Source organism: Levilactobacillus cerevisiae (genome assembly GCF_003946245.1).
GTDB lineage: Bacteria > Bacillota > Bacilli > Lactobacillales > Lactobacillaceae > Levilactobacillus > Levilactobacillus cerevisiae.
Window position 1 is genome coordinate 1 of record NZ_RHNN01000014.1, and the last position, 16734, is coordinate 16734.

Annotated in this window: 11 protein-coding genes; 9 read left to right on the top strand and 2 right to left on the bottom strand. The window is 50.1% G+C overall.

Annotated features, from left to right (window positions below; genetic code table 11):
- Positions 1-237: 237 nt before the first annotated feature.
- From pglZ to EKM99_RS08135, 5 genes are all read left to right on the top strand, one after another.
- Positions 238-2775: a BREX-1 system phosphatase PglZ type A gene (gene pglZ / locus EKM99_RS08115; protein WP_164511561.1), complete on the top strand. Its 2538-nt coding sequence runs from the start codon at positions 238-240 to the stop codon at positions 2773-2775.
- An 85-nt stretch (positions 2776-2860) separates the two neighbouring features.
- Positions 2861-4171, top strand: a complete 1311-nt coding sequence (locus EKM99_RS08120; protein WP_125582656.1) for a replication-associated recombination protein A — start codon at positions 2861-2863, stop codon at positions 4169-4171.
- Positions 4172-4340: 169 nt separating this feature from the next.
- Positions 4341-4805, top strand: coding sequence for a Panacea domain-containing protein (locus EKM99_RS08125; RefSeq protein WP_125582657.1), 465 nt, complete (start codon positions 4341-4343; stop codon positions 4803-4805).
- Positions 4806-4884: 79 nt separating this feature from the next.
- Complete coding sequence (gene arsC / locus EKM99_RS08130; protein WP_125582659.1) at positions 4885-5301, top strand: arsenate reductase (thioredoxin); 417 nt, start codon at positions 4885-4887, stop codon at positions 5299-5301.
- A gap of 302 nt (positions 5302-5603) precedes the next feature.
- Positions 5604-6797 (top strand): ROK family protein, encoded by a 1194-nt coding sequence (locus EKM99_RS08135; protein WP_125582661.1) that lies wholly within the window; start codon positions 5604-5606, stop codon positions 6795-6797.
- 46 nt (positions 6798-6843) lie between these two features.
- On the opposite strand, the gene EKM99_RS08140 is transcribed toward EKM99_RS08135, so the two are convergent.
- Positions 6844-9054, bottom strand: coding sequence for a MucBP domain-containing protein (locus EKM99_RS08140; protein WP_125582663.1), 2211 nt, complete (start codon positions 9052-9054; stop codon positions 6844-6846).
- Between the two features lie 510 nt (positions 9055-9564).
- On the opposite strand from EKM99_RS08140, the gene xylA reads away from it, so the two are divergent.
- The gene (gene xylA, locus EKM99_RS08145; protein WP_125582664.1) at positions 9565-10914 is read left to right on the top strand and encodes a xylose isomerase; all 1350 of its coding nucleotides are present in this window, start codon (positions 9565-9567) and stop codon (positions 10912-10914) included.
- A 785-nt stretch (positions 10915-11699) separates the two neighbouring features.
- Complete coding sequence (gene xylB, locus EKM99_RS08150; RefSeq protein WP_125582666.1) at positions 11700-13208, top strand: xylulokinase; 1509 nt, start codon at positions 11700-11702, stop codon at positions 13206-13208.
- A 244-nt stretch (positions 13209-13452) separates the two neighbouring features.
- Here the strand turns inward: xylB and EKM99_RS08155 are convergent, their stop codons facing one another.
- Positions 13453-13725 (bottom strand): hypothetical protein, encoded by a 273-nt coding sequence (locus EKM99_RS08155; protein ID WP_125582668.1) that lies wholly within the window; start codon positions 13723-13725, stop codon positions 13453-13455.
- Between the two features lie 368 nt (positions 13726-14093).
- Here EKM99_RS08155 and EKM99_RS08160 point away from each other — a divergent pair, with 368 nt between their 5' ends.
- Positions 14094-15467 carry a sugar porter family MFS transporter gene (locus EKM99_RS08160; protein ID WP_125582669.1) on the top strand — a complete coding sequence of 458 codons (1374 nt, stop codon included), beginning with the start codon at positions 14094-14096 and terminating at the stop codon, positions 15465-15467.
- A 109-nt stretch (positions 15468-15576) separates the two neighbouring features.
- Complete coding sequence (locus EKM99_RS08165) at positions 15577-16542, top strand: hypothetical protein (RefSeq protein WP_125582671.1); 966 nt, start codon at positions 15577-15579, stop codon at positions 16540-16542.
- Positions 16543-16734 lie beyond the last annotated feature (192 nt).

Genomic DNA, 16734 nt, shown 5'->3' on the forward strand with positions numbered 1-16734 from the left:
ACCACCTGATCGTGCGGCTCAGTATTATAATACTGATACAGCCACCCAATAATCTCCACCTGCCCACCAACGGCCACGTTAAAATCATCCGCGCTGACGTCGGTGATCAAATGCTGAATGACGCCGTCGTGATAGTTTGGAGTGAACAATAAATTTCACAAATTCTACTGCAGTCCTTACCCGTTTACGTTATGATTAAGCTATATCATAAAACGGAATGAAAAGGGAGTAAGCACCGTGGCAGACGTGGACATTAATCAAATTATCACAACGCTTAAACAGCGATTCACTGCGCAGAATCAATTTGTCTTTTGGTACGATGACAATGGCGATTTTATTGAGAGCATTGCTGACATCCGTGAGGCACTGACTGACATTGCTGACGTCATTGTTATGGCGCCCGGACATCAGTTGGCAACGAAACAACAATTATTGGCGTTACCGTTTCAAACGAAGGCGTTGATTTACTCACCAGCTCCTGAACCTGCGCTTGACGAAGACCATTTGCGAAGCATCGTCCTGTACTCTGGGACCTTTACCGCGGATTCAAAGGAAATTTTGCGTAAGGAACTGGGCTTGCCGGAAACATTGAAGCCATTCATCAAGCAATATACCAGCTTTTTTGCCAGTAGTCGGCGCCGCAAAATTTTTGCCCGCTACGACGTTGCCAGCTATTCAGCAAAGCCGGAACTGGCAATTATGGCCGCGCTGGTTCCTTTAAATCAGCCCATCGTAGATTTCTTCGACCTCTTACAGGAATTGCTAGTTAAAGGCGTTCAAGACAATCCTGTCCTAGTAGAGTTTACCCGTTTTGGTGTGGCCGAAGCATTCTGGCAAGAGGTGGCAGAACATTTCGGCTACACGGCCGATGCGCCACGGCTTGATGACTTAATGGTCGACCTATACCTGACCATGACCTACCAGCAAATGGGTAAGCCAATGCCAGCCAGTTTAAAACAGCACGACTTGAGTGAGCATGCCGCTAACGTGCAGACGTTCGTGCAACAGTTTGGCAATCGAAATGACGCGAGTGGTGCCGCGCAAGGCCAGGATAATTTCGACAGTATTGCGGATCTGGTCTGGCAAAAAGCGGAGGGTGACCGTATCTTTAAGGGCACCAAGATTGATGATTTAGCTAAATCCGACATGTTTCCGCGTTTCGACCAGTTAATCTTACTGTGGATTCAAGAGCGCCTGCAGCTGGAGGACTTGGATAGTCGGCTGAACGACCAAGATATTGCCTCAGTGACACGTCAACGGCTAAATACGCATTACGGCAGTCAGCCACGTTTTTCACGGCTCTACCGGATGATTCGCAAGGCTTGGAATATTGTCCGTAAGGGGCATCAGGCGCCCGCTAACGACCTGCAAACAATGTTAGATAACTACGTGGCAAAGGACTACCGAATGGACACGGACTACCGCAAGTTCACGTACGAGTACCAACAAGCTGGGTTACCCGAGGCTTTTGCGAAAACGAAAAAGTTGATTGAATCTATTTATGTTAATAATTATTTAGACAAATCTATTTACGCTTGGAATGAATCTTTCACGGCTAAGGACATCAATCCCCAGCACTTGCAGCGAAACTTCTATCGTTTCTATGTTGCCCCAGAAAAGAACCGAATTGCGGTGATTATTTCTGATGCCTTCAGATTTGAAGCGGCTAAAGAACTGGAGAAGCGCCTGAGCCGGGAAGACCAGATCACTGCATTAGCGATGAACTATTTAGTCACGGGACTCCCATCGGTAACGTACATGGGGATGCCGATGCTACTCCCTAATCGCCAATTAACCCTGCAAGACAAGCAGTTGCTCGTGGATGGCCAGCCAACAGCTAATCGGCTACAGCGCCAGGAGATTCTGCAAAAACAGAACCCGAAGAGCGCGGCCTACAGCTTAGACGAGCTGAAGGGCGCGACCGCCAAAGATATTCGGGCGAAGTTTACGGGCAAAGAGGTTGTGTACATCTACCACAACCAGGTCGACGCGATTGGCGACAACAAGAAGACGGAAGATGATGTCTTTAAAGCAACTGAGGAAGCCATCAACGAAATCCAACAGGTAATCACGCGACTGCGAACGCAAGGCATTGGGCACATCTATGTGACGGCGGATCACGGGTATATTTACCGTGATGATCAGCTGAAGCCAACGGATAAGATTGATGTGGCCACTGATGAAACTGATCTTAAATCCCAGCGTTATTTGGTCACGTCGCGAGAGTTTGATCTACCTGGTGTTGGCCGACAAAAACTCGGCGACATTTTAGCAAATGATGATCAACGCTACGTTTATTACCCGAAGACGGCCAACGTTTTCAAGTCGGTGGGGTCGTTTAATTACGTTCATGGCGGTTCTTCACTACAGGAAATGGTTGTACCGTTGTTAGAGGTAAAAACGACTTCTAACCGTTCAGCCGCACAGGACGTAGAGTTGGAACTCTTTAGTATGAATCGCCAGATCACTTCATTGACGGTGCCATTAGTCTTACGGCAGGCACAACCAATTAGCGCGACGGTTATTCCGGCCGAATTCACACTGTATTTTGTCAATGATCAGGGACAACAGATTTCTGGACAGCAGACGGTTAACGCTAATAGCCGTTCAGAGTCGGTGAAGGAACGGATGCAGAGCGTTCAACTGATTTTGGCCGACCGGACCTACGATAAGGCGCGGACTTACTTCTTGGTCATTGAAAATATGAGTAGCCATGAGCAGACAAAGGTGCCATTTACGATGGATATTGCGAACCTCAACGATTTTAATTTCTAGTGGTTAGGTCCGCTCATCCCTAGTTTTAATGACTTTTCTATCCAGCCAAAACGGGTTATCATGGACCTAAAAGGTGGTGTTTCACGTGGAACAAGAGTCGCTATTTGCCAACCAACAGAAGTCGCCGTTAGCTAGTCGGGTGCGGCCACGGACGTTGGACCAATTCGTTGGGCAGACGCACCTGCTGGGCCCCGGCAAGATTCTGCGGGAACTGATTGAAAATGACCAAGTCTCGTCGATGATTTTTTGGGGACCACCTGGCGTGGGGAAAACCACGCTGGCCGAGATTATTGCCCGCCAGACCAAGTCGAAATTTCTCAGCTTTAGCGCCGTCGACAGTAGCATCAGCAAGATTAAAAAGATCATGCACCAGGCCGAAAGCGACCGGGAGATTGGCGAGGAAACGATTGTCTTTGTCGACGAAATCCACCGGTTCAACAAGGCGCAACAGGACGCCTTTCTGCCGTACGTGGAACGCGGCAGCATCATTTTGATTGGGGCGACTACTGAGAACCCTTCATTTGAAGTTAACTCCGCCCTCCTGTCGCGCTGTAAAGTCTTTGTGCTCAAGGGCTTGGCAACCGAAGACATCGTCCAATTACTGACGAACGCGCTGCAGAACAAGGACGGCTTCGATACCGACGTTAAGATTGGCCCAGACGAGCTGCGGGCCATCGCCGAATTTGCTAACGGGGACGCCCGCAATGCCTTGAATACCTTGGAAATGGCCGTCTTGAACGGCGACAAACAGGGCCAGCAGGTGACCGTGACCATGGACGACCTGAAGCAGTTGATCACGCAGAAGTTCGTGCTCTACGACAAGACTGGCGAGGAGCACTACAACATCATTTCCGCGCTGCACAAGTCGATGCGCAACTCCGACGTTGACGCCGCTATCTACTGGCTGTCGCGAATGCTAGAGGGCGGCGAAGACCCGTTGTACATTGCCCGCCGGTTGGTCCGCTTTGCCAGTGAAGATATTGGTCTGGCCGATACCAACGCACTAAACGTGGCGGTCAACGTTTTTCAGGCCTGCCAGTTTCTGGGGATGCCGGAATGTGACGTCCATTTGACTGAGGCCGTGGCCTACTTGTCGCTGGCGCCTAAGTCGAACGCCATTTACAAGGCGCGCTTGGCGGCGAAGAAGGACGTCAAAGAGACCCGCGACGAGCCAGTTCCGCTCCAGATTCGCAACGCGCCGACCAAGTTGATGAAGGACTTGGACTACGGCAAGGATTACCAGTACGCTCACGATACGAAGGCCAAATTGACCAACATGCAGACGATGCCGGACGACTTGCAGGGCCACGTGTACTACGAACCCACTGAAGAGGGGCGTGAAGGCCGGTTTAAGCAACGGTTGGAGGCCATTAAGCAGTGGCATCGGGAGCACTAATTGAAAATTATTTTGGACCGAGCTGGGTGCCGTAAAGGGTGCCAGGTCGGTCTTTTGTGTTTTGTGAAAGCGTTGATACAATGGGATTTGTAGGGAATTGGGGGCAGGCTATTCTGATTGTTCAGGGAATGTGGTATCATAGGGCAACACTTAATAAGGGGATGAGCACATGCCAGCAAATTATTCGGTCCAGCAAGTTGCAAATTGGTTTCTAGGACAATCCAGCATGTCTCCCAAGAAGCTACAAAAGCTGATGTACTACGCCTACGCGTGGACATTGGTCTTAACAAATGAAGATAGCCAACAGCTAACCAATCGCTTATTTGATGAGCAATTTGAAGCCTGGGTTCATGGCCCAGTACTAAAGCAAATCTATCATGCGTACAATCAGTATGGGTTTAGTGAGATTCCACAGAGGTCTCAGACAACTGAGTTCACGCCAGATGTGTTAGATATTCTGGGTCAAGTTTGGGATGTTTACGGTGGCTATACGGCTAATGAGCTTGAGAGTATGACGCATCAAGAACTTCCTTGGCAGGAAGCCCGTGGCGGTCTGTCACCATTAGAAGCTAGCAATCAGAAGCTCCGGGACCGGACTGTTTTTGATTTTTACATTAGTCGGGCGGCCAGTTAGTCATTGATGAAATCATTCGGCAACAACTACATAGGATTTTCCAGTATAATAAAGAAAAATCCACAAGGAGGCTTCCCCCATGTCCCAACAACTCTACTTCCTCTGTACCGGTAACAGCTGCCGCAGCCAAATGGCGGAAGGCTTTGCCGCAACACTTGCCCCCGCTGACTGGACGATTGCCAGCGCCGGTGTTGAAACGCACGGCCTGAATCCGTTGGCCGTCAAAGTGATGGCCGAAGTCGGCATCGACATTTCCCAACACACCTCTAAGCTCATTGACACGGCGTACCTCAACAGCAGTGATCTAGTCGTGACGCTGTGTGGGGATGCGCGTGACAAGTGTCCGATGACCCCGCCGACCGTTGACCGCCGCCACTGGCCGTTGCCGGATCCCGCGCAAGCGACCGGGGATGAAGCGGCCCAGTTGATCGTGTTCCGCCAAGTTCGTGATGAAATCAAGGACCGCGCGACGGCACTGATCCAGGAATTGGCTTAATCAATGAAAAAGCTACAAATACCCCATAAAATAGTGACCATCGACAATCATGCCGGTGGTTTCTTTTGGCGCTTAACTAAATAACGGCTGATATTTACCAAAACGCCTAGAAAATTCTGGAAAACAGTTGAATTTTAAGGTTGAGTAGGTGATACTGAGGTTAGTTGGTTCGGTAAACCATGCTTAGAAAAATGTTACCGCTTGCATGACTGCTATAGCACACCATGGCGTGTCAGTAAGTTGGTTGGTTTTCTCAGTAGTCTAACTGAACCGTTATTAGCGTATTTTGAGGAGGGGACAACATGGTTCGTCGCAGCATGAATCGTAACCAGTTGCATGATCAGAACTTGAGTTTTGTTCTGCAACAAATTTTCAACAACCATCCCACCTCGCGAATCGAGATTTCTCACCAGTTAAACTTGAACAAGTCCACGATTTCATCACTGTACAACACCCTGATGGCCGCCGGTTACTTGACAGAGTTGGGCTTGGGCGAGGCCTCGACTGCGGGTGGCCGCAAGCCAACTTTGGTGGAAATCAACCGGGACTACGGGTACACACTCACATTTGACCTCGGGTTTCGCCACCTACATGCGCTCGTCACATTCTTGGACGGGCACGTGTGGAAGTACGACCGGATTGAGACCAAGGGCCAATCCATCCAGGAAATGATTACCACGATGCGGGATTATCTGGATAACCTGAATCAGGAAAATACCACCAGCCACGGCCTACTGGGCATTTGTTTTTCCATCCACGGTATCGTGATGGACAACCAGGTCCAAACGTCGCCGTTCATTGACATGGCCGGCATTGATTTGGAACAGGTCTTCGGTGAGGCCTACCAGGTTCCTGTTGTTCTGGAAAACGAAGCCAATTTGGCCGCCGTTTACGAACGGGACTTCAACGGTGCCCGGAACCTCAACAGTACCGTCACCGTCAGCATTCACCGCGGGATTGGGGCCGGCATTATTCTGAAACGCGACCTGTTCCGGGGCGAGCACGGCGACGCTGGTGAAATCGGTCAAACCGTTGCCAGCATTGCCATGGACGGCGCGGGCAATCCGCATCCTATCCACGCCGAAGACATCAGTTCCGAAGACGCCATCATTCAACAAATTGAGGACAAAAAGGACCTGAAGAATCTCGACCGGACCGCCGTCGTGAAGTTGTATCAAGTCCATGACCCAGATACTACTGCCGTCTTGACGCAATTCACCACGGCCATCGGCGGACTCATTTACAACCTGATGCGCTCGCTGGATCCAGATGCCTTCTTCTTGAACTCAGCCTTAGTGGAAGAAATTCCGGCGCTCTTGAAGCAGATTCGCGCTGTTTACCAGAGCCTAGCGCAAAACGATGTACCGATTGAATTGACGCAAAACGCCCGACTGGCCACGGTCTTGGGCGGGTGCTCGCTGATTACCCACCGCGTGTTGGGGCTGGATCACTATGAATTGAATTTCGAACGGCCAAGTGCCGATGACACAAAATAGTAAATAAAAATGGTTTTCCGATTGGGGAAAACCATTTTTTTGTGGCTTAGTGTTGCTTACGTTTGAGACCGAAGCCTAGCAGCGTGCCCAGCAATAGGGCGAGCCCAATCACGGGTGAAACAGCACGCTCACTAGTCTGGGGCAACGTCGTCGTGGGCGTCGACTTCACGGATTTCCCCTGTGGCGTCGCGGTCGTGGCAGCAGTGATTTTTACCGCTGCACCAGTAGTCTTGAGAGCCGTGACTGGTCGTTGGGCAGATGTCCGTTCGCCACTGGCCTTGGCGGGAAGCTCACCGGTCTCAATTGCTGGCTTGGGCGTCGCCGGGTCGATAATCACAGGGGCACCGGTATCGGCTACTTTCTCGTAGATGTAGGTGACCGTCGCGTCGCTAGTCCCAAAGGTGCCCTGGGCGTTCGCGGGTGTCGCGGTCAGGCGGTAGTTTGGCACAGCAAACGCTGTCGTGGCGTAGGAGTCGCCGGCATTACCCGTCAGGACCTGGTCCGCGTGGATGGTATTGCCATTTTGGTCAACGTAGTGGGCGGTCACGGTGACCTGCGTGGTCGGGGTGACAACCGGTGGGGTGACAGGCGTGACGGGGGTGGTGTCTTTCTTATAGTGGAAGGTAATTGCCAGGTCATCAGCGGTGTACTTTCCCGCCATGGCGCCATCGGTACTCGTCAAATGGTAACCGGCAATAGCAGTATCGCTATCAGCAATCGTATAATCATCGCCGACCATGTGACCAGTTAAAACTTTGCTAGGTTGAATGGCTTTTCCGTTTTCATCCCAATAGTTTAGGGTCAACGTTCCAGCGGGCTGTGGGTTGACATACGGAATGAAAATATTTACCTGTACTTCAACGCCAGCAACGATGTCTTCCATTAGGTAGTAGGTGACCGGATTCTGAACGATGGCAATCTCGGGGCGATCGGATCGGAGATTAGCTGGTGAGATTTGATCAGGAATGTTCAGGAAGGTCACACTGCCATCGGCATTTGCGATGTGATTGCCCTGCGCATCCGCCTTAATCTCGCCTCCCCGAATAAACCGATGCATCGCGCCGTTGCCGACCATATTATCCTGCCAAATGTATAAATCCTTAATGGTTTTCGTGTAGTCGGATGAAACGTCGTATTGTAAATTGGCATTGTAGTTCTGAGGCAATTTAAATATCTGAGGAATCGTGATTGTGGGGTCGGCCGAATCAACAGTTACGGGCGTTGTGAGCACAATGTCTTGAGTGCCAAACTCCATATCACTATATTGTTTGTAGTCGAGCGAGGAGAAATCAGCAATCGAATTGCCAGAAATCGATAGCTTCTTCAAATTAGTCAGACCAGCTAATGATGAGACATCGGCAATTCGATTTGCACTCAAGTCGAGAGACGTCAGCTTGGTCAGATTGCTGAGCGGGGTGATGTCGGTGATGTCGCCATGCAAATATTTGTTAAGCTGGCGATTCATTAAATTGTAACCGAGATCGAGATAGGTTAGATTGGTAGCGAACTCTAACCCCTTGAGTGAGTAAGAAGAAGTCCCATCAATAAACGTGGAAGTTTGTCCGTAACCAATTTCTAGCTTGTTCAGCTTTAAGAGGTCGGTTGTGTTCAGCGTAGAAACGCTCTTCTTCAGTTGGTCGGCCACTAACGTCTGCAAGGCCTTGTTCGGCATCCAAGTATCAATCGACTCATCCGCGGCCGCTAGGGGAGCGGCGGTAGAAACTGCTGTGTTGGCTGGAGCCGTAGTCAGGGCCGGTGTCCGCAGTAAAGATTTCTTTTTAGAGATTACCGAAGTGGCTGGTGCTTCACGCTGTAAGTCACTGTCCTTAATAGAAGATTCCTGATTGTTCTTATGTACATCTAAGTTGTTTGAATCGTCATTAGATTGCTGGTTAACGATTTTCGAATCCGTGTTCGTCGGCGTAATCGTCTTCGGTTCCGCCGGCGTCTTTGGTGTGAGGGCACCAGTAGGATTAGTCCCATTTTCTGAGGCATCATCGCTAGAGTCGGTCGTCCCAGCGGGCGTTACCGCCTTGGGTGCCGCGTTCTCTGGGGCTACTGGTTCTTGGCCAACCTGTTCTGATTCTTGACTCACCTGTTCCGACTGCGGGGCATCGCTAGCCAGCGTGGTATCGGCTAAGGCGTTCTCGCCACCAAAGCTGAATAGCAGTCCAACAGAAATCAATCCGGCAAATACCCACGACTTGCCACTTTTGTACATCTTATAGTGTAATGACTTGGTTCCTGGTTCTAACATGACATTTCCTCCCTAAATGAGTGAGTAATCTTTGTAAAACGCAATGGTGACGGGCCACAACCACCTGATTTATCGGTGGCTAACTTGGTCTTTCACACCTCAGTATAACTGCTTTTATAAAAGATAGCTATTGTATATCCCACAAAGTTAATCCCAATGATTACTCGACGACACTATCAACTAATTTAAATGAAATAGGCCGTCATAGCGGCGATAGTAATCTGTCGAGTAATCTGGCATCTCGGCTACTCTGGCTAAGAGTTAGCCTAAAATTCCTATCGCACATTTATGGCATTACGGCCACACCCAACGCACGGGGCACGCCGCCAGTTAAGCTAGCCCACCTAACCAACCACACGGACAATCCTCAACCAACCAACGTCAAAAGCAGCACAACCACATTTTTTAAAACTTTCTCGCGAAAACGCTTGCAATAAATTCAAAACCTTGTATACTGATATTTGTAAGTTGGTTGTCGCAACGAACTAACTAGGAGGGTATTATAAAATTATGACTGAAGAATACTGGAAAGGCGTCGACAAGATTCAATACGTCGGCCATCAAGACAAAAAATCAGGTTTAGGATTCCAATACTACAATCCAGAAGAAGTTATTGCTGGTAAAAAGATGAAAGATTGGTTGCGGTTCGCCGTTGCCTACTGGCACACCTTTGATCAACGTTTAGTTGACCCATTCGGTGACGGGACTGCTCAACGTCCTTACGACAAGTACACCGACCCAATGGACTTGGCTTTAGCCAAAGTCGATGCAGCATTTGAATTTTACAACAAATTAGGTGTTGACTACCTTTGCTTCCATGACCGGGACTTAGCTCCTGAAGGCGACACATTACGTGAAACCAACGCCAACTTGGACAAGGTTGTTGACAAGATCGTTGAAAACCAAAAGACTTCCGGCATGAAGGTTCTCTGGAACACTTCAAACATGTTCACCAACCCTCGTTTCGTCGAAGGTGCTGGGACTTCTCCATACGCTGACATCTACGCCTACAGTGCTGCTCAACTCAAGCACAGTTTGGAAGTTGGTAAGCGCGTCGGTTCTGAAAACTATGTCTTCTGGGGCGGCCGTGAAGGTTACGAATCACTCTGGAACACCAACATGAAGCAAGAACAAGAACACGCTGCTAAGTTATTCCACATGGCTAAGGACTACGCTAACGAAATCGGCTTTGACGCCCAAATGTTACTCGAACCAAAGCCTAAGGAACCAACGACGCACCAATACGACTTTGATGCCGCAACCACGATTGCCTTCATGAAGGAATACGACTTGGACAAAGACTTCAAGTTGAACCTTGAAGGTAACCATGCTAACTTGGCTGGTCACACTTACCAACACGAAATTCGCGTTGCCCGTGAAGCTGGCTTGTTAGGTTCATTGGACGCCAACCAAGGCGACAAGTTAATCGGCTGGGATATTGATGAATACCCATCTAACTTGTACGAAACCACTGCTGCAATGTACGAAGTTGTTGAAAACGGCAGCATCGGACCTCGTGGTGGGTTGAACTTCGATGCTAAGCCTCGTCGTTCCTCATTTGCCCCAGAAGACCTCTTCTTAGGCCACATCGTTGGGATGGACAGTTTCGCTGCCGGCCTGCGTGTTGCCGCTGCTATGAAGGAAGACGGCTTCTTAGACACCTTGAAGGCTGACCGTTACAGCTCATACGAATCTGGTGTTGGTGCCGAAATCGAAAGCGGCAAGGCTGACTTGAAGTCCCTTGAAAAGTACGCTATCGACAAGCCACAATCAGAATTGGTTGCTGCTACGCACTCAGATCACCTTGAAGAAGTTAAGGACACGATCAACCATTACATCATCGATACCCTTAGCAAGTAATCTTCAATTGAATACGAAATAACTGACATTAAATTGGCGGACGAACGGTGTGTTCGTCTGCCAATTTTTCGTAGTCTGGATTGTGTGGAGTCGCCGCTGGTCACCAGGCGCCCATGCTCTGTGGCAGACCTTGAAGCCAAAAGACGGTCTTCAAGGGTGGACGGGAACCTCGACAAGCACGAGTTTCCCGCCCAGCCGTGTCCTAAGTCAGGAAGAACTCTGACTAACGACACCGACACAGCATTCTGCCTGGTGACCAGCGGCTATGGCAACGGGTGACGACGAAAATTAGGCGGTGACCAATTTTCGTTGCGGAAGCTGTAGCTGAGGCGACCAGCAATCACTGATAGCGTACAATTAGGTAGTCTAAGACAAGTGTCAGATGACTGTTATTATGACGCTGTTTCATCTGACCGCGTTATCTAAGCTGAAGGAGGCCAGGTACGGAGCCAGCTGTGTCGACGGTGTTAGCTGAGGATTTTCTCAGCTTACAGCGTGGGACAATCTTGGAGACACGTGAACTGCGTGGCTTCAAGTCGAGGTGAAAGCCCGCTTCCCAGGCTGTAACCGGCCCCATAGCAGGCGGAGTACCTGGCAGCCGAAGCGACCAACACACCGCAAGTTTTTAGTTAGAAGTATGGCAACATTAAAGAATAGAATATGAACGACTTCTTGTGTACAAGCCCACAGCGTTCCGGTCTCAATTTCACCATCCCGGAGGCGCTGACAACGCGCAATGTGGCAAGTACCAAGAGCAAGGAAAAGTAATCTAGGAGGAATGACAAATGGGGAAGTACGTACTCGGCGTGGACCTCGGCACCAGTGCCGTCAAGATTTCCGCCCTCGACCACAGCGGGCAGATCGTTGCCCAGGAAAGTTTTGATTACGATTTAATTCAGAAACAACCCGGCTACAACGAACAGAACCCGGAGGACTGGGTTTCTGGCACGACCGTAGCGATTGTACGGTTGATTTTAAACGACCACTTGGCCGCTGAAGACATTGAAGGACTGAGCTACTCCGGGCAAATGCACGGACTGGTTTTGCTGGACGAAAACAAGAAGGTTTTGCGCCCGGCCATTCTCTGGAATGACACGCGGAGCACGCCTCAACGGGAAGAAATCGAAGCCAAAATGGGCGACGAGTTCGTGGACATTACCCGTAACCAACCGCTGGAAGGCTTCACGCTGACCAAGCTGTTGTGGGTCAAGGAAAATGAACCCGACATTTGGGCCAAGGCCAAGTACTTTGTCCTGCCCAAAGACTACGTGCGTTACCGGATGACGGGTAACCTCGCCATGGACTATTCCGATGCGACCGGGACGGTATTACTGGACGTTGCCAAGGGAGACTGGAGCGCCAAAATTTGTGACGCCTTCGACATTCCGTTGAGCATGTGTCCACCACTGATCAAGTCCATCGACTTTGCTGGCACGGTGACGCCGGCTTACGCTGAATTTTCAGGGTTAACGACAGCTACCAAAGTCTTTGGTGGTGCGGCCGATAACGCGGCTGGTGCCGTTGGGGCGGGGATTCTCCACCCCAACATGGTGCTGTCCAGCATCGGGACGTCCGGAGTTGTTTTGAAATACGAAGACAACGCTGACGTCAACTACCACGGCGTTTTGCAGTTCGAAGATCACGCGATTCCTGATAAATACTACTCCATGGGGGTTACGCTGGCCGCTGGGTACTCACTCAGTTGGTTTAAGAAGACCTTCGCACCAGCTGAGGACTTCACCGAGTTCGTGTCGAGCGCGGCCAAATCAACGGTCGGGGCCAATGGCCTGCTGTACACGCCATACATCGTGGGTGAACGGGCACCGTACGCGGACGCTGACATCCGGGGAAGCTTTACCGGTGTCGACGGCACGCATCAGCGCTACGACTTCGTGCGGGCCGTCCTGGAAGGCATCAGCTACTCCTTTAGAGATCTCTTTGATATCTATGAGGAAAATGGTGGTGACTTTGATACGGTCGTTTCCATTGGTGGTGGCGCCAAGAGTCCGCTCTGGCTGCAGATTCAGGCCGACATCTTTAACCGTAAAGTGGTCAGCCTGACTAACGAACAGGGACCCGGCATGGGGGCAGCGATGATTGCGGCCACCGGTCTGGGCTGGTTCGACTCCCTGCAGGATTGTGCGGAAACCTTCGTCCACTTTGGCAAGGCTTACGAACCAAATCCTGAGAACGTGAAGAAGTATGCGAAGATGCATGCTATTTACAAGCAGGTTTACCAACAAACCAAGGCCATCAGTGAACAACTGTTGGACTACCGGAAGGCGGAACTCTAGCCCGCTGGTCACCGTGGACTGGCATTCCTCTGAAATTTTTAACTGAACAGAGACCGTACCCGAACTGACAAAGACGTTGGTTCGGGTATTTGTCGTGGGCTGGATTTCGGCACCACGGTCTAAACCGGCCGGCTTACCGTTCGCCAAATTTAGGCTGGAACGCAGTGGGTAGGACGCCGACAGCCTGGAAAGCGGTGAATAAAAAGGGACTCAGCTATTTTCACATAGCTAAGTCCCTCAAAGGTTAAAGATAGTTGGCAATGGCGGAAATCATGAATAGTACGCAGGTCAACCCCAGTGTGAACCAGCGTAACCCCCATGAGACCAGGTGCATTCGGGTGGCCTGACGATTATCGCCGATAAAATGGCGTAACCAGAAAAAGGTCAGCAACAAGATCAGTAAATAATTCACAAACTGGATGGTAAAGCTCTTCCCAAGAAAAATGGCTGGCAGTAGGCCAATGGCAAAAAGGCACCAGATGTCGTAGAGCGCCAGCAGTGGCGTGGTTGTTTTCATGTCTATTTCCTCCTCCTAAATAAATCCCCGTACCTTTAGTCTAGCAGAGATGGGGTGAAAGGTGAAGGCCGGAAACCACGGGATTAAGGGTCCTGATGAAAACGGCTTATTTTAAAATAAATAAAGAAAACGCTTTCAAAGGACGACGGAAAGTGGTAATATATTGTCATGGTTGGTTGCGACAATCAACCAACTGGGATTACCAACTTACACTTCTTCACATAGATAAGACGTTGGCCTAGCTGTCGACCTGCCAAGTTACCTCGCGAGACGGGGGACGGGGATTGCTCTCTAGCTGACCCAGCGCCTAGCAAGTTTCTGCGATTGAGATTAAATCAACGGCTACGAGCCGCATAAGGAGCGAGATTATGCGAAAAGTTTCAACTGGATTTGTCTATTTCTTTGGGGCCCTGGGTGGGCTGCTGTTTGGGTATGATACCGGGGTTATCTCTGGTGCGATTCTCTTTATCCAAAAGCAAATGAACCTGGGTTCCTGGCAACAGGGCTGGGTCGTGAGTGCCGTCCTGTTGGGTGCCATTTTAGGGGCCGCCATCATTGGGCCTTCCTCTGACCGTTATGGTCGGCGTAAACTATTACTGTTATCTGCCATTATCTTCTTCATCGGGGCGTTAGGCTCCGCTTTCTCACCTGAATTTTGGACGTTGATTGTTTCCCGGATCATCTTAGGGATGGCCGTTGGGGCCGCTTCCGCCTTGATCCCAACGTACTTGGCTGAACTATCACCAGCTGACAAACGGGGGACGGTCTCCAGTCTGTTCCAATTGATGGTCATGACTGGAATCCTGTTGGCCTACATCACCAACTACAGCTTCTCCGGGATGTACTCCGGCTGGCGGTGGATGTTAGGGTTCGCTGCGATTCCTGCCGCTTTACTGTTCTTGGGTGGGTTAATCTTACCCGAAAGTCCCCGGTTCTTGGTTAAGACCGGTCACATGGACCAGGCGCGTGAAGTTCTGGAAACCATGAACAAGCACGACGAAGCTGCCGTTAACAAAGAAGTTAGTCAGATTCAAGAATCAGCCAAAATTGTGAGTGGCGGCTGGTCTGAGTTGTTTGGTAAAATGGTTCGGCCTTCCCTGATCATCGGGTTGGGCTTGGCAATCTTCCAACAAGTCATGGGTTGTAACACGGTTCTGTACTACGCGCCAACAATTTTCACCGACGTTGGTTTCGGGGTTAACGCCGCACTGTTAGCCCACATTGGGATCGGGGTCTTCAACGTGATTGTGACCGCGATTGCCGTGGCCATCATGGATAAGATCGACCGGAAAAAGATGTTGAACATCGGTGCCGTTGGGATGGGGATTTCCCTGTTCGTTATGAGTCTGGGGATGAAGTTCTCCGGTGGCTCCCAAACGGCCGCTGTGATCTCCGTCATTGCCTTGACCATCTACATTGCATTCTTCTCCGCAACTTGGGGTCCCGTGATGTGGGTGATGATTGGGGAAGTCTTCCCATTGAACATCCGGGGCTTAGGAAACTCCTTTGCCTCCGTTATCAACTGGACGGCGAACATGATCGTTTCCCTGACGTTCCCATCTCTGCTGGACTTCTTCGGCACTGGGAGCCTGTTCATCGGCTATGGTGTGCTCTGCTTTGTTTCCATCTGGTTCGTCCAAAAGAAGGTTTTCGAAACACGGAACCGTTCTTTGGAAGATATCGAAGCAACCTTACGGGAAAAGGCCGACGAAAAAGCCGCAACCCTGAGTACCACGAAGTAATTTAACTGAAGGTATCCCCCTTGGGGCCTGGCGATTGTGCCGGGCCCTTTTTGCATCGGATAGTGAAGGTGTACTTGTGATAAAATGAGTAGGTTAAGGAGGAGATAACATGAAAATACAAGTGAAGTTAGGGGTAACACTGGGTGTCATTGCGGCTTTATTGGGTACCTCGGGAATTTCCGCGGCGGCCAGTCGTCAATACTCGGCATACCGATCCAATGGCGTTAAACTGCTCTGGCGTTCTAATATGAAAGCCCAGACCTACACGACGGCTAAGGGGACGTTGTATTCTAAACATCTGGGGTATCGCAATACATATGGCAGTCAACTAACACAACAGACGGTAGTCACGGATAAGCACGAAAAGCTCTACCGCAAGGCCAAAGGTAATTCCGCAATTTATTACCACGTTACCAGCGCAGACGGCCAATTAAGTGGCTGGATTTGGCGGGGATACTTGACTAAGGCAACGGTCACATCTAACCAGCAAACAACGACCAAAGCACAGCCGACAGCTAGCAATTTTGTGGTCTCACGTACCCTGCAAAAAGGCCCTACGCAAAGCGACCAGTTTGAGACATTGGTCACCAATCAGATGACCCGTGATGGCTTTAGTGCCGGCCGTGATTTGAGTCGCGCTTACACGGATGCCGAAGCGCAAACTGATGACTGGACTGGCCAGGTTTTTCCTAGTTTCTTTGCCGATAACTGGGATTCCTACGACGAAATTACGGGTAAGCTAACGCCGAAAGATATTCATTATATTTATTCGGCAGCTAACGGAACGGTTGGTAACAACCAGTCTGCGCCGAATCTGACGGGCTGGAACGTGGCAACCATGGCTCGGGTCTTGCACACAACCAATATTGATAGCACAACCGGAAATACGGGGACGCTGGTCCAAGACTTTGCAACATACTTGGAAAACATTCTCAAGGCCCATCAGGCCAAGACTTTCTTTATTACGACGGGAATTGGCTATCCGGGTAGAGTCGAAGCAGGGAGCGGTGTTGATGGTCAATTGAGCCTAGAGTTTACCTTCCTTTACACACGGGTTCCAGACGGCAAAAATTAGACGAGTGTTTTCAGAAAAAAATCTTTCTGAATTTCACCTTTTAAGTGAGCAAACTGTAAAATTAGCAAACCATTAAGGGGCGACAATCGCAAGCGTACCGGGTTAGTTAGCCGTTGGCTGGCTTTGCATGTGATAAATGAACAGTTTTTCACAAAATGTGATGTAATCGCTTTCCTTTTCATAATTTATCCG